Source organism: Variovorax sp. Soil_C_39 (assembly GCF_057656815.1).
In genome coordinates this window covers 248,937-267,905 of sequence record NZ_JBDGJQ010000007.1, presented here as the reverse complement: position 1 = coordinate 267,905, position 18,969 = coordinate 248,937, and the positions used below count along the sequence as shown (strand labels likewise).

The 18,969-nt window shown below is 68.6% G+C and carries 20 protein-coding genes; 10 read left to right on the top strand and 10 right to left on the bottom strand.

The annotated features are described in order from the left end of the window. Positions 1–1,704, bottom strand: coding sequence for an electron transfer flavoprotein-ubiquinone oxidoreductase (locus tag AC3A6J_RS19525; RefSeq protein WP_487861632.1), 1,704 nt, complete (start codon positions 1,702–1,704; stop codon positions 1–3). Between the two features lie 107 nt (positions 1,705–1,811). Here AC3A6J_RS19525 and AC3A6J_RS19520 point away from each other — a divergent pair, with 107 nt between their 5' ends. Further along, a complete protein-coding gene (locus AC3A6J_RS19520) occupies positions 1,812–2,594 on the top strand; it encodes an SDR family oxidoreductase (protein ID WP_487861631.1) in 783 nt (260 codons plus the stop codon). Positions 2,595–2,603: 9 nt separating this feature from the next. Beyond that, a complete protein-coding gene (locus AC3A6J_RS19515; protein ID WP_487861630.1) occupies positions 2,604–3,026 on the top strand; it encodes an acyl-CoA thioesterase in 423 nt (140 codons plus the stop codon). A 22-nt stretch (positions 3,027–3,048) separates the two neighbouring features. Here the strand turns inward: AC3A6J_RS19515 and AC3A6J_RS19510 are convergent, their stop codons facing one another. Together AC3A6J_RS19510 and AC3A6J_RS19505 are read right to left on the bottom strand one after the other, a co-directional pair. Further along, positions 3,049–4,404 (bottom strand): sensor histidine kinase, encoded by a 1,356-nt coding sequence (locus tag AC3A6J_RS19510; protein ID WP_487861629.1) that lies wholly within the window; start codon positions 4,402–4,404, stop codon positions 3,049–3,051. Next, positions 4,401–5,078 carry a winged helix-turn-helix domain-containing protein gene (locus tag AC3A6J_RS19505; protein ID WP_487861628.1) on the bottom strand — a complete coding sequence of 226 codons (678 nt, stop codon included), beginning with the start codon at positions 5,076–5,078 and terminating at the stop codon, positions 4,401–4,403. Before AC3A6J_RS19505 ends, AC3A6J_RS19510 begins: the two co-directional genes overlap by 4 nt. Positions 5,079–5,220: 142 nt before the next feature. Between AC3A6J_RS19505 and AC3A6J_RS19500 the strand changes: the two genes are divergently transcribed. Genes AC3A6J_RS19500 through AC3A6J_RS19490 form a run of 3 tightly spaced genes read left to right on the top strand, consistent with a single transcriptional unit; the run spans position 5,221 to position 8,323 of the window. Continuing rightward, entirely contained in the window at positions 5,221–5,958 is a 738-nt protein-coding gene (locus AC3A6J_RS19500; protein ID WP_487861661.1) for a phosphatase PAP2 family protein, read from the top strand. Then, positions 5,945–6,517 carry a phosphatase PAP2 family protein gene (locus AC3A6J_RS19495; protein ID WP_487861627.1) on the top strand — a complete coding sequence of 191 codons (573 nt, stop codon included), beginning with the start codon at positions 5,945–5,947 and terminating at the stop codon, positions 6,515–6,517. Before AC3A6J_RS19500 ends, AC3A6J_RS19495 begins: the two co-directional genes overlap by 14 nt. A gap of 57 nt (positions 6,518–6,574) precedes the next feature. Further along, the gene (locus AC3A6J_RS19490; protein WP_487861626.1) at positions 6,575–8,323 is read left to right on the top strand and encodes a phosphoethanolamine transferase; all 1,749 of its coding nucleotides are present in this window, start codon (positions 6,575–6,577) and stop codon (positions 8,321–8,323) included. A gap of 1 nt (position 8,324) precedes the next feature. Here the strand turns inward: AC3A6J_RS19490 and AC3A6J_RS19485 are convergent, their stop codons facing one another. Continuing rightward, positions 8,325–8,903, bottom strand: coding sequence for a peroxidase-related enzyme (locus AC3A6J_RS19485; protein WP_487861625.1), 579 nt, complete (start codon positions 8,901–8,903; stop codon positions 8,325–8,327). A gap of 89 nt (positions 8,904–8,992) precedes the next feature. Between AC3A6J_RS19485 and AC3A6J_RS19480 the strand changes: the two genes are divergently transcribed. Together AC3A6J_RS19480 and AC3A6J_RS19475 are read left to right on the top strand one after the other, a co-directional pair. After that, the gene (locus AC3A6J_RS19480) at positions 8,993–9,670 is read left to right on the top strand and encodes a glutathione S-transferase family protein (RefSeq protein WP_487861624.1); all 678 of its coding nucleotides are present in this window, start codon (positions 8,993–8,995) and stop codon (positions 9,668–9,670) included. Positions 9,671–9,722: 52 nt separating this feature from the next. After that, positions 9,723–10,070 (top strand): nuclear transport factor 2 family protein, encoded by a 348-nt coding sequence (locus AC3A6J_RS19475; RefSeq protein ID WP_487861623.1) that lies wholly within the window; start codon positions 9,723–9,725, stop codon positions 10,068–10,070. A 53-nt stretch (positions 10,071–10,123) separates the two neighbouring features. Here the strand turns inward: AC3A6J_RS19475 and eutC are convergent, their stop codons facing one another. Together eutC and AC3A6J_RS19465 are read right to left on the bottom strand one after the other, a co-directional pair. Next, on the bottom strand, positions 10,124–10,921 hold the full coding sequence (gene eutC, locus AC3A6J_RS19470) for an ethanolamine ammonia-lyase subunit EutC (protein ID WP_487861622.1): 798 nt from the start codon (positions 10,919–10,921) through the stop codon (positions 10,124–10,126). Continuing rightward, a complete protein-coding gene (locus AC3A6J_RS19465) occupies positions 10,918–12,312 on the bottom strand; it encodes an ethanolamine ammonia-lyase subunit EutB (protein WP_487861621.1) in 1,395 nt (464 codons plus the stop codon). Before AC3A6J_RS19465 ends, eutC begins: the two co-directional genes overlap by 4 nt. A gap of 105 nt (positions 12,313–12,417) precedes the next feature. On the opposite strand from AC3A6J_RS19465, the gene AC3A6J_RS19460 reads away from it, so the two are divergent. After that, on the top strand, positions 12,418–12,843 hold the full coding sequence (locus tag AC3A6J_RS19460) for an FKBP-type peptidyl-prolyl cis-trans isomerase (protein WP_487861620.1): 426 nt from the start codon (positions 12,418–12,420) through the stop codon (positions 12,841–12,843). A gap of 136 nt (positions 12,844–12,979) precedes the next feature. After that, positions 12,980–13,429 (top strand): hypothetical protein, encoded by a 450-nt coding sequence (locus AC3A6J_RS19455; RefSeq protein WP_487861619.1) that lies wholly within the window; start codon positions 12,980–12,982, stop codon positions 13,427–13,429. 25 nt (positions 13,430–13,454) lie between these two features. On the opposite strand, the gene AC3A6J_RS19450 is transcribed toward AC3A6J_RS19455, so the two are convergent. The 3 genes from AC3A6J_RS19450 to AC3A6J_RS19440 all read right to left on the bottom strand — a co-directional run bounded on the left by AC3A6J_RS19450 (position 13,455) and on the right by AC3A6J_RS19440 (position 17,681). Next, positions 13,455–15,053 carry an OpgD/OpgG family glucan biosynthesis protein gene (locus AC3A6J_RS19450; protein ID WP_487861618.1) on the bottom strand — a complete coding sequence of 533 codons (1,599 nt, stop codon included), beginning with the start codon at positions 15,051–15,053 and terminating at the stop codon, positions 13,455–13,457. Between the two features lie 164 nt (positions 15,054–15,217). Next, the gene (locus AC3A6J_RS19445) at positions 15,218–16,066 is read right to left on the bottom strand and encodes a class I SAM-dependent methyltransferase (protein ID WP_487861617.1); all 849 of its coding nucleotides are present in this window, start codon (positions 16,064–16,066) and stop codon (positions 15,218–15,220) included. Positions 16,067–16,169: 103 nt separating this feature from the next. Further along, positions 16,170–17,681 (bottom strand): CoA-acylating methylmalonate-semialdehyde dehydrogenase, encoded by a 1,512-nt coding sequence (locus tag AC3A6J_RS19440; protein WP_487861616.1) that lies wholly within the window; start codon positions 17,679–17,681, stop codon positions 16,170–16,172. Between the two features lie 107 nt (positions 17,682–17,788). On the opposite strand from AC3A6J_RS19440, the gene AC3A6J_RS19435 reads away from it, so the two are divergent. Then, positions 17,789–18,733 (top strand): LysR family transcriptional regulator, encoded by a 945-nt coding sequence (locus AC3A6J_RS19435; RefSeq protein ID WP_487861615.1) that lies wholly within the window; start codon positions 17,789–17,791, stop codon positions 18,731–18,733. A 9-nt stretch (positions 18,734–18,742) separates the two neighbouring features. On the opposite strand, the gene AC3A6J_RS19430 is transcribed toward AC3A6J_RS19435, so the two are convergent. After that, on the bottom strand, positions 18,743–18,892 hold the full coding sequence (locus AC3A6J_RS19430; protein WP_487861614.1) for a hypothetical protein: 150 nt from the start codon (positions 18,890–18,892) through the stop codon (positions 18,743–18,745). Positions 18,893–18,969 lie beyond the last annotated feature (77 nt).

Here is an 18,969-nt window from a genome sequence, read left to right as displayed (position 1 = left end):
TCACATGCCCACGTAGTTGGGGCCGCCGCCGCCTTCGGGCGTGACCCAGACGATGTTCTGCGTCGGGTCCTTGATGTCGCAGGTCTTGCAGTGCACGCAGTTCTGCGCATTGATCTGCAGGCGCTCCTTGCCGGCATGGGCTTCGTCGGGCACGAACTCGTACACGCCCGCGGGACAGTAGCGGCTCTCGGGTCCGGCGAACTTCGAGAGGTTGATGTTCACCGGCACCGAGGCGTCCTTCAGCGTCAGGTGCGCCGGCTGTTGCTCTTCATGGTTGGTGTTGCTGATGAACACGCTCGAAAGCCGGTCGAAGGTGAGCTTGCCGTCCGGCTTCGGATAGGCGATGGGCTTGCACTCGGCCGCGGGCTTCAGGTAGAGGTGGTCGGGCTTGTCGCGGTGCAGGGTCCATGGAATACGGCCCTTCAGCAGCCACTGCTCGACGCCGTTCATCACGGTGGCGATGCCCAGGCCCTTCTTGAACCAGGCCTTGAAGTTGCGCGCCTTGTTGAGCTCGGTGTGGAGCCAGCTCTTCTCGAACGCGGCCGGATAGGCCGTGAGCTCGTCGTGCTGGCGCCCGGCGGTCACCGCTTCGAACGCGGCTTCGGCGGCCAGCATGCCGGTCTTGATGGCCGCATGGCTGCCCTTGATGCGGCTCACGTTGAGGTAGCCGGCCTCGCAGCCCACCAGCGCGCCGCCCGGGAACACCGTCTTGGGCAGCGACATCAGGCCGCCCGCGGTGATGGCGCGCGCGCCGTAGCCGATGCGCTTGGCGGGCTTGATGCCCTTGGCTTCGTCGCCTTCGAGGTACCAGCGGATGTTGGGGTGCAGCTTCCAGCGCTGCATTTCCTCGAACGGGCTCAGGTACGGGTTGCTGTAGTCCAGGCCCGTGATGAAGCCCATCGTGACCTTGTTGTCCTCCATGTGATAGAGGAAGGCGCCGCCATAGGTGTCGCTCTTCATCGGCCAGCCGGCCGTGTGCAGCACGAAGCCGGGCTGGTGGCGCTTGGGATCGATCTCCCAGACTTCCTTCACGCCCAGGCCGTAGGTCTGCGGGTCCTTGCCCTCGTCGAGCTTGAAGCGGCTGATGAGCTGGCGGCCCAGGTGGCCGCGCGAGCCTTCGGCGAACACGGTGTACTTGCCGAGCAGTTCCATGCCGAGCTGGAAGTTCTCGGTCGGCTCGCCGTCCTTGCCCACGCCCATGTTGCCGGTGGCCACGCCGCGCACCGAACCGTTCTCGTTGTAGAGCACCTCGGCGGCCGGAAAGCCCGGGAAGATCTCGACGCCGAGGTTCTCGGCCTGCTGCGCGAGCCACTTGGTGAACGCGCCGAGGCTGATGATGTAGTTGCCGTGGTTCTGGAAGCACTCGGGCAGCAGGAAGCCCGGCGTGCGCAGGCCCGAGTTCTCGCCCAGGAACACCATCGCGTCGTCGGTCACCGGCTGGTTCAGCGGCGCGCCGAGTTCCTTCCAGTCGGGCAGCAGTTCGTTGAGCGCGCGCGGGTCCATGATGGCGCCCGACAGGATGTGCGCGCCGGGCTCGGAACCCTTCTCGAGCACCACGACCGAGATCTCCTTGTCGTGCTGCGCGGCAAGCTGCTTGAGGCGGATCGCGGTCGCGAGGCCGGCCGGGCCGCCGCCGACCACGACCACGTCGTATTCCATGGATTCGCGGGGGCCGAATTGGGCGAGGATTTCGTCGGGGGTCATTGTGGGGGTCTCGTCGATAATGATTGAGGCTCGGACGCTTCGGGGGCGCGAAACATTTTATGTGGAGTGCGAGGCGTCACCTCGGCGACTCAAAAGGACCCTCTTTCATGGCGTACACGATCGATCTTTCGGGCCGCGTGGCCTTCGTCACCGGCGCTTCGAGCGGCCTCGGCGCCCAGTTCGCCAAGACGCTTGCGCGTGCCGGCGCCGCGGTGGTGCTCGCGAGCCGCCGCGTCGAAAAGCTCAAGCAACTGCGCGCGCGCATCGAGGGCGAGGGCGGCGACGCCCACGTGGTCGAGCTCGACGTGACCGACATCGCGAGCATCCGGGCTGCCGTGGCGCGCGCCGAGACCGAGGTCGGGCCCATCGACATCCTCGTCAACAATTCGGGCGTGAGTACCACGCAGCGCCTGCAGGACGTCGCGCCCGACGACTTCGACTACATCTTCGACACCAACGTGAGGGGCTCGTTCTTCGTTGCGCAGGAGGTCGGCAAGCGCATGCTCGCGCGCGCCAGGGGCGCGGCGCCGGGCACCTATATCGGCGGGCGGATCATCAACATCGCGTCGGTGGCCGCGCTCAAGGTCATGCCGCAGATCGGCACCTATTGCATGAGCAAGGCCGCCGTGGTGCAGATGACCAAGGCCATGGCGCTCGAATGGGGCCGCTTCGGCATCAACGTGAACGCGCTGTGCCCTGGCTACATCGCGACCGAGCTCAACGAGGAGCACTGGACCACCGAAGGCGGCGCCAAGCTGGTGAACATGCTGCCGCGCAAGCGCGTGGGCAAGCCCGAGGACCTCGACGGTCTGATCGTGCTGCTCGCGAGCGGCCAGAGCCATTTTGTGAACGGTGCGGTGATTGCCGCCGACGACGGCTTCGCGCTCTGAAAAAGACCCATGAAAATCGAAATTCCCGAACAGAAGAAGCTCGTCTATGAAATGTCGATCCCGATCCGCTGGGGCGACATGGACGCCATGGGCCACCTGAACAACGGCACCTACTTTCGCTACATGGAGACCGCGCGCATCGACTGGATGCGCTCCATCGGCTTCGAGCCCGAGCCCGGCGGCGAGGGCATGGTGATCGTCAACGCGTTCTGCAACTTCTACCGCCAGATCGAATACCCGGGCGACGTGCAGGTGAAGATGTACGTCAGCGACCCCGCGCGCACCACCTTCGAGAGCTGGGCCACGATGGCGCGCGCCGATGCGCCCGAGGTGGTCTGCGCAGCCGGCGGCGCGACCATGATCTGGGTCGACTTTCCGAAGCAGAAGGCCATGCCGCTGCCGGACTGGCTGCGGGCGCTGGTGGGCGGGTAAGGGGCGGGTAGGAGTCGCGCCGCTACCCCGGCGGCAGCACGATGCGTGCCTCGAAGCCGCTCGACGCACCGGGCGGCGGCGACGCGAGTTCGAGCGCAGCGCCGTGCTTCTCGACGATGGTGCCCACGATCGACAGCCCCAAGCCATAGCCGGCGCGGTCGGCGCTGTGCCGCACATGGCGCTGCTGCAGCGTGCGCAGCTGTTCGGCACTCACGCCCGCGCCGAAGTCGCGCACCGCGAGCGTGCAGGGCGCCATCACTTCGATCACCACACGGCCCGCGCCGGCGTAGCGCAGCGCGTTCTCCACCAGGTTGCGCAGCGCGATCGCGAGCGCATCGACGTCGCCCGATGCCACCGGTGCCACCTTGTCGGGCACCTTGAGCCCAAGACGCTCGACGGTCTGCGGGTCGTCCCAGAATTCTTGCGCCACCGCGCCGGCGAGCTGCACCAGGTCTACCCGCGCGCGCGCGAGCGATGCGCCCGATTCGGCGCGCGAGAGCTGCAGCAGCTTCTCGGTGCGGTGGCTGAGCATCTGCAGCGCATCGAGCGCGGCCTGCACGTCGTCGCGTCGCAGTTCGTGCTCGAGCGCGGTCTGCAGCCGCAGCCGCGCCGCGGCCAGCGGGGTGCGCAGTTCGTGCGCGGCGTTCGCGGCCAGCGCGCGCTCGACATCGAGCGACTGCGACAGGCGCTCGAGCAGGCTGTTGACATGGTCGCCGACCGCGCGCAGCTCGATCGGCAGGCCGGGCAGGGCGATCGGCCGCAGGTCGGCGCCGCTGCGCTTCTCGATCTCGCCCGCGAGCTGCTCCAGCACGCGCAGCTCGGTGCGCGCCACCTTGCGCAGTACCAGCGCCAGCAGCGGCAGCACCGCACCGAGCGGGATGATGAGGCCGACGAGCGTGCGGTTGAGCGCCGTGCGCCGCTCGTCGAGCGGATCGGCCACCTGGAAGTACAGCCCGAGCGTGGGATGCCGCACCGTGTAGACGCGCCACGCGTGGTTGTTCGCGAAGCCCGCCGCCAGCGGCACATCGAAGGCGCCGGTGGGCGCCTCGGCCGAGCGCAGCAGCACGCGCTCGTGGATGTCGACCACCTGGTACATCACGGCATCTTGCGCGAACAGCTGCTTCGGCGCGATCAGCGGTGCGGCGGACGCGGCACCTGCCGGCTGCAGCTTTTCGAGCTCCTGCACCGCCATGTCGAACATGCGGTGCGACACCTCGGCGAGCTCGTTGTCGAAGTTGTGGTTGATCTCGCGGTCCACATACCAGACCACCGCTAGCACGCAGACGAGCCACACGCCGCCGACCCAGACGATCAGCGTGCGGGCCAGTCGGCCGGCCAGCGTGTCGCGCCCGCCGCGGCGGTGGGTGGACAGCGTCATTCGTTGTCGTCGCCGGCCGAGGTCGACAGGCGGTAGCCGAGGCCGCGCAGCGTCTGGATGTGGCGCTTGCCGAGCTTGCGCCGCAGCCGGCTGATGAACACCTCGAGCGTGTTGCTGTCGGCTTCGTCGCCGAAACCGTAGAGCGCATCGGCCAGGTTCTCGCGCGTGTGGATGCGCTCGGGCCGCGTGGCCATCACGCGCAGCAGCGCCCATTCCTTTTGCGTCAGCACGACCGGGCTGCCGTCCTTGCGCACCCGGTCCTGTGCCAGGTCGATCTCCAGCGTGCCGAGGTGCAGCACCGGCGCGCTGCCCGCATTGCGCCGCCGTTCCACGGCGCGCAGCCGCGCCAGCAGCTCGGCCGGGTCGTAGGGCTTGACGAGGTAGTCGTCGGCGCCGGCGTCTAGGCCGCGGATGCGGTCGGTGACCTGGTCGCGCGCGGTCAGCACGATCACGATCGGCGGCTCGCGCAGCGCGCGCACCTGGGGCAGCAGCGAGAGGCCGTCGCCGTCGCCCAGGTGAAGGTCGAGCAGCACCGCGGCGTACTGCACCGACAGCAGCGCGCCGCGCGCGTCGGCGAGGCTGGGTGCCACGTCGACCACGAAAGCCTTGGCGCGCAGATAGCCGCAGACCGCGTCTGACAACGCGCTGTCATCTTCGACAAGCAATATGCGCACGCCGGACCGACTTTCTTCAGGAGGAAGGGGGAAAAAAGAAGCGGGAGTCTAGCGCCGGGCGTGCCCACCACCGCTTCAGGCTGGGTTCATCTCGCCCACGTAGCCTCGCGCGAATTTTCCTGGCTTGCTGCTTTTCATGTCCATGACGCGTGTTGTTGCCCCCTATCGCCCGATGAACCCGTCGAACCGCCGCCTTGCGTGGCTGACGCTGGCTGCCCTGGCGGTGCTGCTGGCGTGGGACGCCACGGGCGGCGACCTGGCGCTGGCGCGCCTCGCGGGCACGCCCATGGGCTTCCCCTGGCGCGACAACGCCTTTCTCGTGCAGGTGATGCACGAGGGCGCGAAGGACCTGAGCTGGCTGCTGTTGATCGCGCTGTTCGCCGCGATCCGCTGGCCGGTGGGCTTGCTGCGGCGCCTGCCTGCCGCTGCGCGTGCGCAGCTCGCCTTGACGGTGCTGCTTTCGGTGGCCGCGATCAGCGCGATCAAGCATGCGAGCCACACGAGCTGCCCCTGGGACCTGCAGGAATTCAGCGGCGTGGCCCGCCATGTGTCGCACTGGGCCTGGCGTGTTCACGACGGCGGCCCGGGCGGCTGCTTTCCCGCCGGGCATGCATCGGCGGCGTTGGCCTATGCGGGCGGCTTCTTCGTGCTGCGCAGGGTGTCGCCGCGCGCCGCCGCGCGCTGGCTCGGCGTGTCGCTCGCGGCCGGCCTGGCGCTGGGGCTGTCGCAGCAGTGGCGCGGCGCTCATTTCATGAGCCACACGCTCTGGACCGGCTGGATCTGCTGGGTGGTCGGCTTCGCCATCGAACTGCTCGCCTCGGCGCGCGCCGTTCGCTCCCTGCCGCAAGCCAAACCGGATGCGCTGCATGCGAGCCCTTGACGTCGCGCTCTTCGAGCTGGTGAACGCGGGCGTCGCCGCGCCCGCATGGAGCATCGCGTTCGCGCGCTTCGCCTCCGACGTGCTGCCGACGCTGCTGGCTGCCGGCATCCTCTGCGGCGCGCTGTTCGATCGCCGGCTGCGCTATGCCTGTTTCACCGCCGTGGTCAGCGTGCTGGCCGTCTGGCTGCTGGTGAACGTGTTCCGCTCGGTGCTGCCGTTTCCGCGGCCGGCGTTCTTCGGCCTCGGTGTGCAATGGGAGCCGCAGGGCATGCGGCCCGGCTTTCCGAGCCTGCATGCCGCGGGCACCTTCGCGGCGGCGTTTGCGCTCTGGTGCCTGCCCCGGCGCGGACCGATGTTCGCGGCGCTCGCGATCGCGGCGGTGGTCGGATGGAGCCGCGTGTTCCTGGGTCTGCACTTTCCGACCGACGTGGTGGTGGGCGCGATGCTCGCGGCGCTGGTGTCGATCGCGGTCGAGCGGCGCGTCTCGCGGCCGCTCAATGTCGCGCTGCGCGCCTGGATGCGGCCGCGGTTGCGGGCACGAAAGGCCCGGGCCACCTGAACGCCGCCTGAACGCGCGGTTCAGGCTTCCTTCAGTTGCGCTTCCTACAGTGGGCGCATGTCTTTCTCCCGAATCGAACCCGCGCCCGTGCGGGTCACCGCGCTGCCCGCTGCGCCGTCGTGGTGGGTCCGCGCCGATGCATTGCGGGCGCATGTCGACCGCGTGCTGGCGCGGCCGCGCTCGCCGCAGCAGGTCGTCGCATGGCTTGCCATCTATCTCGCGGCGGCCGCCAACTGGCCGCTGTGGAGCGAGCTCGCGCGCATCGGCGGCGCGCCCGCCATCTACCTGTCGACGATCGCCGCGATGGCGGTGCTGCTGGTCTGCGCCACGGTGGCGCTGCTGTCGTTCACCGCCTGGCCGCGGGGGATGAAGCCGCTGTGGCTGGCGGTGGTGCTGCTGGCCGCCTTCGCGCAGCACTACACGCTCGAATACCGCGTGGTGATGGACCCGACCATGATCGCCAACGTGCTGCAGACCGACCTCAACGAGGTGCGCGACCTGCTGGGCTGGCGCATGGCCTTCCATGTGCTGGTGGTGGCGCTGCTGCCGGCGCTCGCGCTCTGGCGGCTGCGCGTTGCGCCGGTGCGTGCGGCGTCGGGGCTCTGGCGCAATGCGGCGCTGCTGCTGCTGTCGGTGGCGGTGGCGCTGCTGGCCGCCGTGTCGATGAACCGCCAGCTCGCACCGCTGATGCGCAACAACGTGCACTTGCGCTACATGATGAATCCCGTTGCCAGCATGTATTCGGCCGGGTCGGTGCTGCTTAAGCCGATGTTCAAGCGCCACCGCAAGCTGGTTCCGATCACCGCCGGCACCACGCTTGGCGCCAGCTATGCGGGGCAGGCACGGCCACCGCTCTTCGTGCTGGTGGTGGGCGAGACCGCGCGGGCCGACCACTTCGGGCTCGATGGCTATGCGCGCGACACCACGCCCGAGCTCGCCGCGCGCGGCGCGCTGAGCTGGCGCGACGTGCATTCCTGCGGCACCAACACGCTGGCATCGGTGCCCTGCATGTTCTCGCACCTCGGCAAGCAGGGCTACGAATCGCGCACGGACGACCACGAGAACCTCGTCGACGTGCTGCAGGCGGCCGGCCTTGCCGTGCTGTGGCTCGACAACCAGGCGGGGTGCAAGGATGTCTGCGCGCGCATCCCGAGCGCCTCGGCCTACGATGGCCTGGCGCCCGCCGACAAGGCAGCGCTGTGCGATGGCGAGGAATGCCTGGACGACGTGATGCTGAAGGGCCTCGATGCGCGCATCGCCGCGCTGCCTACCGAGCGCCGGGCGAGGGGCGTGGTGCTGGTGATGCACCAGATGGGAAGCCACGGCCCGGCCTACTACAGGCGTTCGGCGTCCGATGTGAAACGCTTTCTGCCGGAGTGCCGGACCAACGCGCTGGCCGAATGCGGCCATGCCGAACTGCTGAATGCCTACGACAACTCGATCGCCCAGACCGACCGTTTCCTGGCCCGGACCATCGACTGGCTCAGGGACCAGTCGGGGCGTTACGACACGGCGCTGCTCTACCTGAGCGACCACGGCGAATCGCTCGGCGAGTACGGTCTGTTCCTGCACGGTCTGCCGTACGGCTTTGCACCCGAGGTGCAGAAGCATGTGCCGATGGTCGCGTGGTTCGGCCAGGGCATGAGCGCGCGCCGCGGACTTTCGCGCGCCTGCCTCGAGGCGGGGCTCGACGCGCCGCTCACGCACGACAACCTCTTTCACACGGTGCTCGGGCTCATGGACGTGGGCAATCCCACCTATCGGCGGTCGCTCGACGCGCTGGCCTCGTGCCGCAGTCGTGCGTGAGTTATTTCTTCTCGCGCGGCACCCGGCCCATCAGGAAGAACTCGGGGTTCGGCGGCATCCCGCTGAAGCTCGCAATCCGGTTGCTCAGGCCGAAGAAGGCGGTGATCGACGCGATGTCCCAGATGTCCTCGTCGTCGAAGCCGTGGGCATGCAGCGCCGCGAAGTCGGCTTCCTCGATCTCGTGCGAGCGCTCGCAGACCTTCATCGCAAAGTCGAGCATCGCGCGCTGGCGCGGCGTGATGTCGGCCTTGCGGTAGTTCACCGCCACCTGGTCCGCCACCAGCGGCTTCTTCTCGTAGATGCGCAGCAGCGCACCATGCGCCACCACGCAGTAGAGGCACTTGTTGGCGGCGCTGGTGGTGGTGACGATCATCTCGCGGTCGCCCTTGGTGAGCGAGCCTTCCTCCTTCAGCATCAGCGCGTCGTGGTAGGCGAAGAAAGCACGCCACTCGGCCGGGCGGCGCGCAAGGCCGAGAAACACATTGGGCACGAAGCCCGCCTTTTCCTGCACCGCGAGGATGGCGGTGCGGATGTCGTCGGGCAGGTTCTCGAGTTTGGCGAGGGGATAGCGAACGGGCATGGTCGTCTCCTGGATGTGATGCCACGATCATAGGCACCGCGAATCGGCCATCTGGTGCAAGATCACGGCGGACCCCTGCCCAGCGACACATGATTACCCTTCACCATTGCGTCAGCGCACGCTCGTTCCGGCCCCTCTGGATGCTCGAGGAGATCGGCATCGCCTATGAGCTCAGGATGCTGCCCTTTCCGCCGCGCGTGCTGTCGCGGCCGTACCTCGAGGTCAATTCGCTCGGCACGGTGCCGCTGATCGCCGACGGCGCGGTGCGCATGACCGAATCGGCCGCGATCTGCCAGTACCTGGCCGCGCGGTTCTCCCCGGGCCAATTGGACGTGGGCCCTGACGAAGCTGACTTTGGTCCCTACCTCAACTATCTCCATTTCGGCGAGGCGACCCTGACCTTTCCGCAAACGCTGGTGCTGCGCTATGTGCACTTCGAATCGCCAGAGCGAAAGCAGCCGCAGGTCGCCGACGACTACGGCAAGTGGTTTCTGGCGCGGCTGCGAACGCTGGAGCCGTTGCTGGCCGAGCGCGACCATTTCTGTGCGGGGCGCTTCACTGCCGCGGACGTGTCGGTCGGCTATGCGCTGTTGCTGGCCGAGCACCTGGGGTTTTGCGAACGCTTCACACCCGCCGTGGCGGCGTACTGGGAGCGCCTTCGAACGCGGCCCGGCTTCGAGGCCGCGATGGCTGCACAGTCGCGCGCAGCCGAAACGCAGGGCGTTTCGGCGACGCCGGCGCCCGACATCAGGCCCGACCGGGCGTGAGCGCCCATTGCGCGGACACACACCAGCGCCATTCGATGTAGGAGATTTCGACATGCCGGAAGACCACAAGACCATCCTCGTTGCCGCCAACGCCGCCATCAAGGATGGCGACTTCGAGGGATTCCTGAAGTTCTGCACCGAGGACACCGTATGGACCTTCGTGGGGGATACCGTCCTGCGAGGCAAGCAGGCGGTTCGCGAGTGGATGGCCGCCACCTACAAGGAGCCGCCCCGTTTTCAGGTTCACCACATGATCGGCGACGGTGACTTCGTTGCCGCGCTCGGCGAGATCACGTTGAGGGACGAGGTGGGAAACACACGACCCTGCGCCTACTGCGACGTCTGGCGGTTCCGTGATGGAAAGATGGCCGAGCTGCAGGCTTTCGTGCTTCAAGGATGAAATGTGATTTGCCGCTCGAAGACCGGCGGCTCCGGGGTCAGCGTGCCAAAGAGCTACCCCGCTGAAGGGGCGAGCCGGGCGTTGCGTTCTGTGTCGATCACCGCGCGCTCGCTCTCGTCCTTGAGCGCCACGCCCGTCAGCCCGCGGCGCAGCGCCTCGCGCATCAGCCAGGCCAGCTTGAACGCCGCGGTGTCGTACGGCAGGCCTTCGGGGCGCACGTTCGAGATGCAGTTGCGCTCGGCGTCGTTGCGGCCGCGCTTCGGCGAATGGGTCAGGTAGATGCCGAGGCTGTCGGGCGAGCTGAGCCCGGGCCTTTCGCCGATGAGCATGACGGAGAGCGCGGCGCCGAACAGTTCGCCGGCCTCGTCGGCCAGCGCCACGCGCGCCTGCGTGGCGATCACCACGGGCGCGAAGCGAACGCCGGGCGGCAGCAGCGGGCGCAGCGTGGCGAGCAGCGGCGCGGCATGGCGTGCGACGGCGAGCGACGAAAGGCCGTCGCCCACCACGACGCAGACCTCGCACGGCCCGATGGCGGCAGCGGCGGCGCGCAGGCGTTCGGCATCCGCGGGGTCGAGCTGGCGGCCCAGGTCGGGGCGGCGCAGGTAGGCGGTGCGGTCTTCGGCGCGGCTGCGCGCGCGAAGCACCGCCCCGTGCTCGGCGCACAGCGCGGCTTCGAGCGCATCGACATCGAGCGGCGCGTGGATCGCATCCCGCGCCATCGCATGGGCCCAGCCGAAGCGCAGTATCTCGTCCGTCGGCATGCCGGCACCGGCGCGGCCCAGCGCGAGCCGCGCGGGCGTGGCCGAACGCCATGCCGACCAGGGGCTGGGGGTGACGGGCTCGTCGTTCATGGCGCGAGTGCGGCCAGCCCGCCCATGTCGGCCAGCAGGCGGTTGGAAGAGGGCGCTGCGAGCCGTCCGGCGCCGTCCGTGATCTGCATGCGCTGCAGCCAGGCCTCGAACTCGGGCGCGCGCTTCAGGCCGAGGGTCTGGCGCAGGAACAGTGCATCGTGGAACGAAGTGCTCTGGTAGTTGAGCATCACGTCGTCGGCGCCCGGAACGCCCATGATGAAGTTGACGCCCGCGGTGCCGAGCAGCACCAGCAGGTTGTCCATGTCGTCCTGGTCGGCCTCCGCATGGTTGGTGTAGCAGATGTCGCAGCCGATCGGCAGGCCGAGCAGCTTGCCGCAGCAGTGGTCCTCGAGGCCGGCGCGGATGATCTGCTTGCCGTCGTACAGGTACTCGGGGCCGATGAAGCCGACGACGGTGTTGATCAGCAGCGGCTGGTAGCGACGCGCCAGCGCATAGGCGCGCACCTCGCAGGTCTGCTGGTCGACGCCGAAGTTCGCGTCGGCCGACAGGGCGCTGCCCTGGCCGGTCTCGAAGTACATGAGGTTGTTGCCGACGGTGCCGCGGTTCAGCGCCTGCGCGGCGGCGTGGGCCTCGTCGAGCAGCGCGGGGGTCACGCCGAACGACAGGTTCGCCTTCTCGGTGCCTGCGATCGACTGGAACACCAGGTCGACGGGTGCGCCGGCTTCGGCGAGCCGGAGCGTGTTGGTCACATGCGTGAGGACGCAGCTCTGGGTCGGGATGTCGAAGCGCTGGATCACTTCGTCGAGCATGCGCAGCAGGCGCTCGAGCACCGGCAGGCTGTCCGACACCGGATTGATGCCGATCACCGCGTCGCCCGCGCCATAGAGCAGGCCGTCGAGCGTGGAGGCGGCCACGCCGTGCAGGTCGTCGGTGGGGTGGTTGGGCTGCAGCCGCACCGCAAGGTGGCCCGGCAGGCCGAGGGTGTTGCGAAAGCGCGTGACGACGCGGCACTTGCTGGCCACCGAGATCAGGTCCTGGTTGCGCATGAGCTTGGACACGGCCGCGACCATCTCGGGCGTAAGCCCCGGCGCGAGGGCGGTGAGCGCCTCGGTGGTGGCCTGCGCCGATAGCAGCCAGTTGCGGAAGTCGCCGACCGTGAGGTGGGACACCGGCGCAAAGGCCGCCGCATCATGGCCGTCGACGATGAGCCGGGTGATGTTGTCGCTCTCGTAGGGAATCAGCGCCTCGTTCAGGAACTGGCTGAGCGGTGTCTCCGCAAGCACGTGGCGCGCCGCCATGCGCTGCTGCGCGGTGGCCGCGCCGATGCCCGCGAGGTAGTCGCCCGAACGCGCGGGGCTGGCCGCGGCCATGACCTGACGCAGCGCGTCGAACGCGAAGACCTGGCCGGCGATGGTGGTGCGGTAGCGCATCTCGATGTCCTTCGATCGGCGGATGTTGACAGTGCGCCACCCCCAAGGCAAGGGGCGATCTGCCGCTCGCCATAATCGGTGTTTCTTCATTCCCCGAGGTGTTCAGTGAAGTCTTCCTCCCCGTCGTCGCTCCTTTGTACCGCCCTGGTCTCGCTGTGCGCGGTCTCCACCGCGTGGGCCCAGTCCGCGCCCGTCACCACGTCGAGCGGCCTGGTCTACCAGTCGCTCAAGGAAGGCAGTGGCGCATCGCCCGCCGCGACCGATGTGGTCAAGGTGCACTACCGCGGCACCTTCCCCGACAGCGGCAAGGAGTTCGACAGTTCCTACAGCCGCGGCGAGCCGACCGAATTTCCGCTCAATGGCGTGATCCCCTGCTGGACCGAAGGCGTGCAGAAGATGAAGCCCGGCGGCAAGGCCAAGCTGACCTGCCCGCCCGCGATCGCCTACGGTGCGCGCGGCGCAGGCGGCGTGATTCCGCCGAACGCGACGCTCAACTTCGAAGTCGAGCTGGTGTCGGTCAAGAAGCGCTGACCGGCGCGCGCGCGGCGGCAATCGGCCCGACTGCGCGAAAAAAGAGTGTGCAGTCCGTCACGTTTGGCGCCTCGGAATGGCGCCTGGGTGGCGTGCGAAGGACGTTGTCGTTTTTCGCCCTCCCATAATGCGCCGGATGATCTGGCTGGCTTTCTCGATCGCTGGCACTGTGATCGGCGCATTCATCGGCCATTCGATGTGCGGTTGCCACGACGCGGCCGATGCCGCCGGCGCCGCGCTCGGGCTCTTGTTTGCAGCAGCAGGCGGCGCGATCGGTTTCGTGGTCGGCGGCCTGGGCGCGGCGTTCGTCGCGGTGGCCGGCAGCCCCGAAGACAGCCTCTCCGACTTCTCGACCACCACGGCGAACGGCAGCACCGAATGGGTTCACGGCGTCGCGCCGTGCCCGCGCTCGGGGCTGTGGCTCGCGCGCGTCGCCGACGACCATCCGCTGGCCAGCCGGTTCAACGTCTGGGGCCGAACGGCCAGGGTCACGCGCGGCGACCGGTTTCCCGATCCCGCGCGCATGCTGGCTGGCGTCAGCTACGCCGATGTCATGTGGAAGTGCGTGGACGACTTCGTCGGCTGAGGCACGAAGCCTCGCCCCAAGCCACTCAACCTGGCTGAAACTGGTAGAGCCAGGTCTCGGTCAGCGTCTGGTCGCCGTTCTTCAGGTAGAGCCGCATGTCGATCGGCTCGGTGCCTTCGGGCGTGAAGTCGAACTGCGCGCGCCAGTGGCCCGGCACGCCGTTGGGCACGGCCTCGGCAAAGACGTACGAGAACTTGCCGCGCGGCGCGGTCAGCACGAGTTCGGGCTTGACGCCGAAGGGCACGGTGGTCAGCGGCTGGCCGACGAACTCGACCATGAACTTGCGCACGCCAGCCGGGCGCGGCTGGCCCGGCTGGCCGCCGCGGCCGATGCGGGTCGCCACGCAGCGCGCGAGCGGCGACGGAAAGGGCTCCTGGTCGGTCCAGTGCAGCCGGTACTTGAGGCTGTAGCTCGAACCGGCCTTGGCTTCGGCCTTGGGCACCCAGAAGGCGACCACGTTGTCGTGGATCTCGTCGTCGGTCGGAATCTCGATCAGCTGCACCGAGCCTTCGCCCCAGTCGCCGAGCGGCTCGATCCAGAGGCTCGGGCGCTTCTCGTAGTTGACGCCGTCCTGGTAGTTGTCGAAGACGCGGTCGCGCTGCAGCAGGCCGAAGCCGCGCGGGCGCGTGTCGGCGAAGGCCGAGGCGCGCGTCTGCGTGGGGTTGTTGAGCGGGCGCCAGATGCGCTCGCCCGCGCCGTTCCAGATCGCGAGGCCGTCGGAGTCGTGCACTTCGGGCCGCCAGTCGATGGCGGTGGGCTTCACGGTCTCCGAATACCAGTACATCGACGTGAGCGGCACCAGCCCGAGGCGCGCGACGTCGCGGCGCAGGAACAGGCGCGAATCGATGTCCATGATGACCGCCTTGCCGCGCTGCATGACGAACTTGAAGACGCCCGTGATGCTCGGCCCCTCGAGCAGCGCGTAGACGGTCATCGAGGTGGCGTTGTCCGCGGCCGGCGCCTCGAAATAGAAGCGCGTGAAATTGGGGAATTCCTCCGACTTTTCCGGCACCGCCACGTCGAGCGCTATGCCGCGGGCCGAGAGGCCGTACTGGTAGAGCTCGCCGATCGCGCGGAAGTACGAGGCGCCCAGGAACGCCACCCAGTCGTTCTTCTGCCAGTCGAGCTTGGTTTGGTCGCCGAAGCGGCTCTCCTGCAGCCGGAAACCCGCGAAGCCGGCGCCCGCGGGCAGCGCGCGCGCGGGGCTGTCGGGCGGCATCGAGAAATATGAAGGGCTGTAGCGCACCTCGCGCGCGAACATGTCGCCGCCGGCGTTCTCGAGCACGTGCATGCGCACTGGCGCCTGGAAAAAGCGGCCCAGGTGGAAGAAGGTGACGGGAAAGGCGCCGGGCCCGTCGCGGAAGAGGGCGTTGGCGGGATCGAACCGGATCTTGCCGTGTGCGTCGTAGTCGATCTTCTCGAGCACTTCGGGCGCTAGCGGCTTGGGGCCGGTGTAGGCCTGGCCGGCAAGGCGCCTGGCGTGGGCCACGAGACCATCGAACGAAAAAGGCGCGGGCTGGCTCAGTTGCAGGCCATTGGCGGCCAGTGCCTCTTCGGGCAGTCCAAGGGCGGCGAGTGCGGCGGCGGCACCACCAGCGGCAAGGAAGGATCGGCGATCGAGCATGTAGATAGGCGTCGTTTCGTGCAGGTTGGAAAAGTGGGGAGTGTGGCAGGCTGAGGCAGCACACGCAGTGAAGCAGCGAGCATGCCTGCTGCAGCGCACCCGCCGCGTCAGCCAACCCGCGTTTTTCGGGCCAGACAGGCGCCGAATTTGCAAAGTTTGTAGATTTATGTTTCTTGTGCGTCCATCGCCTCGAGCGCGTACACGGCATACGCCGGTACGCCGAACAGCAGCATCGAGAACGTCCCGAACAGCGCATAGGGCAGGCCCGCACCTTCGAGCAAACGGTGGGTGGTGGCCAGCCGAAGGCGCGAATGGGCCTGGGCAAGCTCGGCGGGGCGGCGCACGCCCCAGAGAAATTCCGCGCCGGTGGCGCGCACCGAAGGATGCCGCGCCGCATGGCCCACGCCGAGCCAGCAGATGGCGTCGAAGGCCAGCACCGATCCCGCAGGCGCACGTTCGCCGAAAGTGGCGAGCACTGCGCGCACCTGTGCCGGCGTCAGGTACATCAGCACGCCTTCGGTGAAGAGGAACACCGGCTGCGCACCGCGGCGCCGGCGCGTCGGCAGCCCAAGCTGCTCCCACCAGTCGGGCAGCGCCAGATCGAGTGCGCGCTCGTCGTGACGCGGGCCGAGCTTGGGAATCAGCTCGCGGCGCAGGTCGAGCACTTCGGGCAGGTCGGCATCGGTGAGCCGGCACGCCCCGTCGTCGAGCCACTGGAAGTAGTGGCTCAGCCCGCAGCCCATGTTCACCACCCTGGCCCCCGGATGCCGCTGAAGGAACTGCTGCGCCAGGCTGCGCAGGTGGCGCGTGCGCTTCAGGATGCCGTAGATCGTGGTCCGGTCCTCGGGCAGCGCGTCGCCGTCGTCGCGGATCCTTTCGAGGATCGAGGCGGCATAGGCGTCGCGCACGGCGAGCTGCGGAAACATCGTGTCGCCGGATGCGCGCGCCGCCAGCGGAATGCGCAAGGTGGAGGGCACCGCCGCAAGGCGGCGCGCGGCCTTGCCGTGGGTCATGGTCGGTCGAACGAGAACATGCCCCAGTCTGGCCGCTGCGGCCGCGAGCGGCAAGTCAGACTTTAGGTTGTGCCCCCTCTGCGGCTGAGGGGGCGTGCGGCGCCTACTTGGCCGTGGGCATCACGAACTCGGCGCCCTTGGGCGTGCTTTCGGGCCAGCGTTGCATGATCGACTTCTGCTTGGTGTAGAAGCGCACGCCTTCCTCGCCGTAGGCATGCATGTCGCCGAACAGCGAGCGCTTCCAGCCGCCGAAGCCGTGCCAGGCCATCGGCACCGGAATCGGCACATTGATGCCGACCATGCCCACCTGGATCCGGCGGCCGAACTCGCGCGCCACGTTGCCGTCGCGCGTGAAGCAGCTCACGCCATTGCCGAACTCGTGGGCGTTGACCAGGTCGATGGCGTCCTGGAAGTTCGCCACGCGCACGCACGAGAGCACGGGGCCGAAGATCTCTTCCTTGTAGATGCGCATCTCGGGCGTGACGTGGTCGAACAGCGTGCCGCCCATCCAGAAGCCGTCGCCGCAGCCCGCGCCCGCCTGGTTGCCGTCGAACTGACGGCCGTCGACCAGCAGCTTCGCGCCTTCCTTCTCGCCCTGGGCGATGTAGCCGGTGATGCGTTCGTGCGCCGCGCGCGTGACGATCGGGCCCATCTCGGCGGCCAGGTTCTCGCCGTCGAGCACCTTGAGCGCCTTCGTGCGCTCGATGAGCTTGGGCATGATCTTGTCGGCCGCATCGCCCACGAGCACCGCAACGCTGATCGCCATGCAGCGCTCGCCGGCCGAGCCGTAGCCCGCGCCGATCAGCGCGTCCACCGTCTGGTCGATGTCGGCGTCGGGCATCACCACCATGTGGTTCTTCGCGCCGCCGAGCGCCTGCACGCGCTTGCCGTGGCGCGCGCCGGTTTCGTAGATGTAGTTGGCGATGGGCGTCGAACCCACGAAGCTCACAGCCTTGACGTCGGGGTGCTCGAGCAGCGCATCGACCGCGACCTTGTCGCCCTGCACCACGTTGAACACGCCGTCGGGCAGGCCCGCTTCCTTCAGCAGCTCGGCCATGCGCAGCGACGGCGTCGGATCGGTCGGGCTGGGCTTGAGGATGAAGGTATTGCCCGCGGCAATGGCCACCGGGAACATCCACATCGGCACCATCACCGGGAAGTTGAACGGCGTGATGCCCGCCACCACGCCCAGCGGCTGGCGCAGCGTCCAGTTGTCGATGCCGGTGGAGACCTGGTCGGTGAAGTCGCCCTTGAGCAGCTGCGGGATGCCGCAGGCGAACTCGACGATGTCGATGCCGCGCGAGACCTCGCCCTGCGCGTCGGTGAACACCTTGCCGTGCTCGGCCGTGATCATGTGGGCGAGCTCGTCCTTGTGCAGGTTCAAGAGCTCCAGGAACTTGAACATCACGCGCGCGCGCCGGATCGGCGGCGTGTCGGACCACTTCGGAAACGCGGCCTGGGCGGCGGCCACGGCCGCGTCGACATCGGCCGCACCGGCCAGCACCACCTTGCCGGTGACCTTGCCCGAAGCGGGGTTGGTGACGTCTTGCGTGCGGTCGGAGTTGCCGCCGGCGGTGCGCTGGCCGCCGATGAAATGCGCGATCTGTGTGGTCATGGAGGTCCCGACGATGGTGGAGTGATGTTGCCAGTCTAGGAAAGCGGGCGCTGCTTGCCTAGGTGCCAGGATTGAACTGTTTGTTCGCCATGGTGAACAATGGAGCCATGGAATCGCAAAAAGCCGAGTCGCTCTGGACCCACCTGCACTGGCTCATCGTGCTCGGCCAGCAGGGCAGCTACACCGCCGCCGCGGCGCGCCTGGGCGTGAGCAAGGCCGCCATGAGCCAGCGCATCGCCGAGCTCGAGCGCGCCGCGGGCGTGCCGCTGGTGCGCCGCACCACGCGCAGCATGCGGCTCACCGAGGCCGGCCAGCAGCTGGTCGACCAGACCCGCGAGCCCTTCGAGCAGATCGCGCATAGCTTCCTGAAGGCGCAGGACCATGGGGGCGAGCCGCGCGGCCCGGTGCGCGTGACGGCGCCGGTGGCGCTCGGCCGGCAGCAACTGCTGCCCAGGCTGGCCGATTTCCTGCTCGCACATCCGGCGATCCGCATCGAGATGGAGCTGTCGGACCGCCTCAGTTCGCTCGCCACCGAGGGCTTCGACCTCGCGGTGCGGCATGCGGCCTCGCCGCCCGACACGCACGTGGCCTGGCGCCTGTGCGACACGCGCTCGGTGCTGGTGGCCAGCGGTGCCTACCTGCGCCGCAAGGGCACGCCGCTGGCGCCGGCCATGCTGGCCGAGCACGACTGCCTGCACTACCCGCGCGGGCAGGAAACCAACGTGTGGTCCTTCGAGCGGCGGAACGCCCGCACGCGCCAGGCCGGCCGCGTGACGGTGCCCATCGCCGGGCCGCTGGCCGCCAACAACAGCGAAGCGCTGCGCGATGCTGCGCAGGCGGGCCTGGGCATCGCGCTCTTGCCCGACTTCAGCGCGCAATCGGGCCTGCAGGCCGGCAAGCTGGTCGAGGTGCTGCCCGACTGGCAGCCCACGGGCGCGTTCGCCGACCGCATCTATGCGATACGGCCCTATTCGCTGCACATCCCGCGCGCGGTCGACCTGTTCGTGGGCCACCTGCGCGAGACGCTCGGCGAAGGGTTTCCGCTGCCCTGAGGGCGCAGATCAAGGCCGATTGACCCCGAGCACCGACAGGATCACGGCACCGAGCGTCAGCGCGACCGGCAGCTGGTGCGCGGCCAGCGCATGCAGGCGGGCAGCGGGCAGCTTCTGGGCGCGCAACTGGCTTTGTTCGGAATGAAGAGCGGTGGACATGGCGAGACTCCTTTGAGTGGCTGCGGGCGGGTTGCCCGCATGCCTCCACGATAGGCCTCGGCCCGCAGCCCGGCGCG

Coding starts and splice junctions, on each gene's coding strand:
- AC3A6J_RS19490 (WP_487861626.1), top strand. CDS start 6,575: ATGTCTTTCTCCCGAATCGAACCCGCGCCCGTGCGGGTCACCGCGCTG.
- AC3A6J_RS19515 (WP_487861630.1), top strand. CDS start 2,604: ATGAAAATCGAAATTCCCGAACAGAAGAAGCTCGTCTATGAAATGTCG.
- AC3A6J_RS19430 (WP_487861614.1), bottom strand. CDS start 18,892: ATGTCCACCGCTCTTCATTCCGAACAAAGCCAGTTGCGCGCCCAGAAG.
- AC3A6J_RS19465 (WP_487861621.1), bottom strand. CDS start 12,312: ATGCGCTACCGCACCACCATCGCCGGCCAGGTCTTCGCGTTCGACGCG.
- AC3A6J_RS19510 (WP_487861629.1), bottom strand. CDS start 4,404: ATGACGCTGTCCACCCACCGCCGCGGCGGGCGCGACACGCTGGCCGGC.
- AC3A6J_RS19495 (WP_487861627.1), top strand. CDS start 5,945: ATGCGAGCCCTTGACGTCGCGCTCTTCGAGCTGGTGAACGCGGGCGTC.
- AC3A6J_RS19450 (WP_487861618.1), bottom strand. CDS start 15,053: ATGCTCGATCGCCGATCCTTCCTTGCCGCTGGTGGTGCCGCCGCCGCA.
- AC3A6J_RS19500 (WP_487861661.1), top strand. CDS start 5,221: ATGACGCGTGTTGTTGCCCCCTATCGCCCGATGAACCCGTCGAACCGC.
- AC3A6J_RS19445 (WP_487861617.1), bottom strand. CDS start 16,066: ATGACCCACGGCAAGGCCGCGCGCCGCCTTGCGGCGGTGCCCTCCACC.
- AC3A6J_RS19480 (WP_487861624.1), top strand. CDS start 8,993: ATGATTACCCTTCACCATTGCGTCAGCGCACGCTCGTTCCGGCCCCTC.
- AC3A6J_RS19435 (WP_487861615.1), top strand. CDS start 17,789: ATGGAATCGCAAAAAGCCGAGTCGCTCTGGACCCACCTGCACTGGCTC.
- AC3A6J_RS19475 (WP_487861623.1), top strand. CDS start 9,723: ATGCCGGAAGACCACAAGACCATCCTCGTTGCCGCCAACGCCGCCATC.
- AC3A6J_RS19525 (WP_487861632.1), bottom strand. CDS start 1,704: ATGACCCCCGACGAAATCCTCGCCCAATTCGGCCCCCGCGAATCCATG.
- AC3A6J_RS19440 (WP_487861616.1), bottom strand. CDS start 17,681: ATGACCACACAGATCGCGCATTTCATCGGCGGCCAGCGCACCGCCGGC.
- eutC (WP_487861622.1), bottom strand. CDS start 10,921: ATGAACGACGAGCCCGTCACCCCCAGCCCCTGGTCGGCATGGCGTTCG.
- AC3A6J_RS19485 (WP_487861625.1), bottom strand. CDS start 8,903: ATGCCCGTTCGCTATCCCCTCGCCAAACTCGAGAACCTGCCCGACGAC.
- AC3A6J_RS19520 (WP_487861631.1), top strand. CDS start 1,812: ATGGCGTACACGATCGATCTTTCGGGCCGCGTGGCCTTCGTCACCGGC.
- AC3A6J_RS19455 (WP_487861619.1), top strand. CDS start 12,980: ATGATCTGGCTGGCTTTCTCGATCGCTGGCACTGTGATCGGCGCATTC.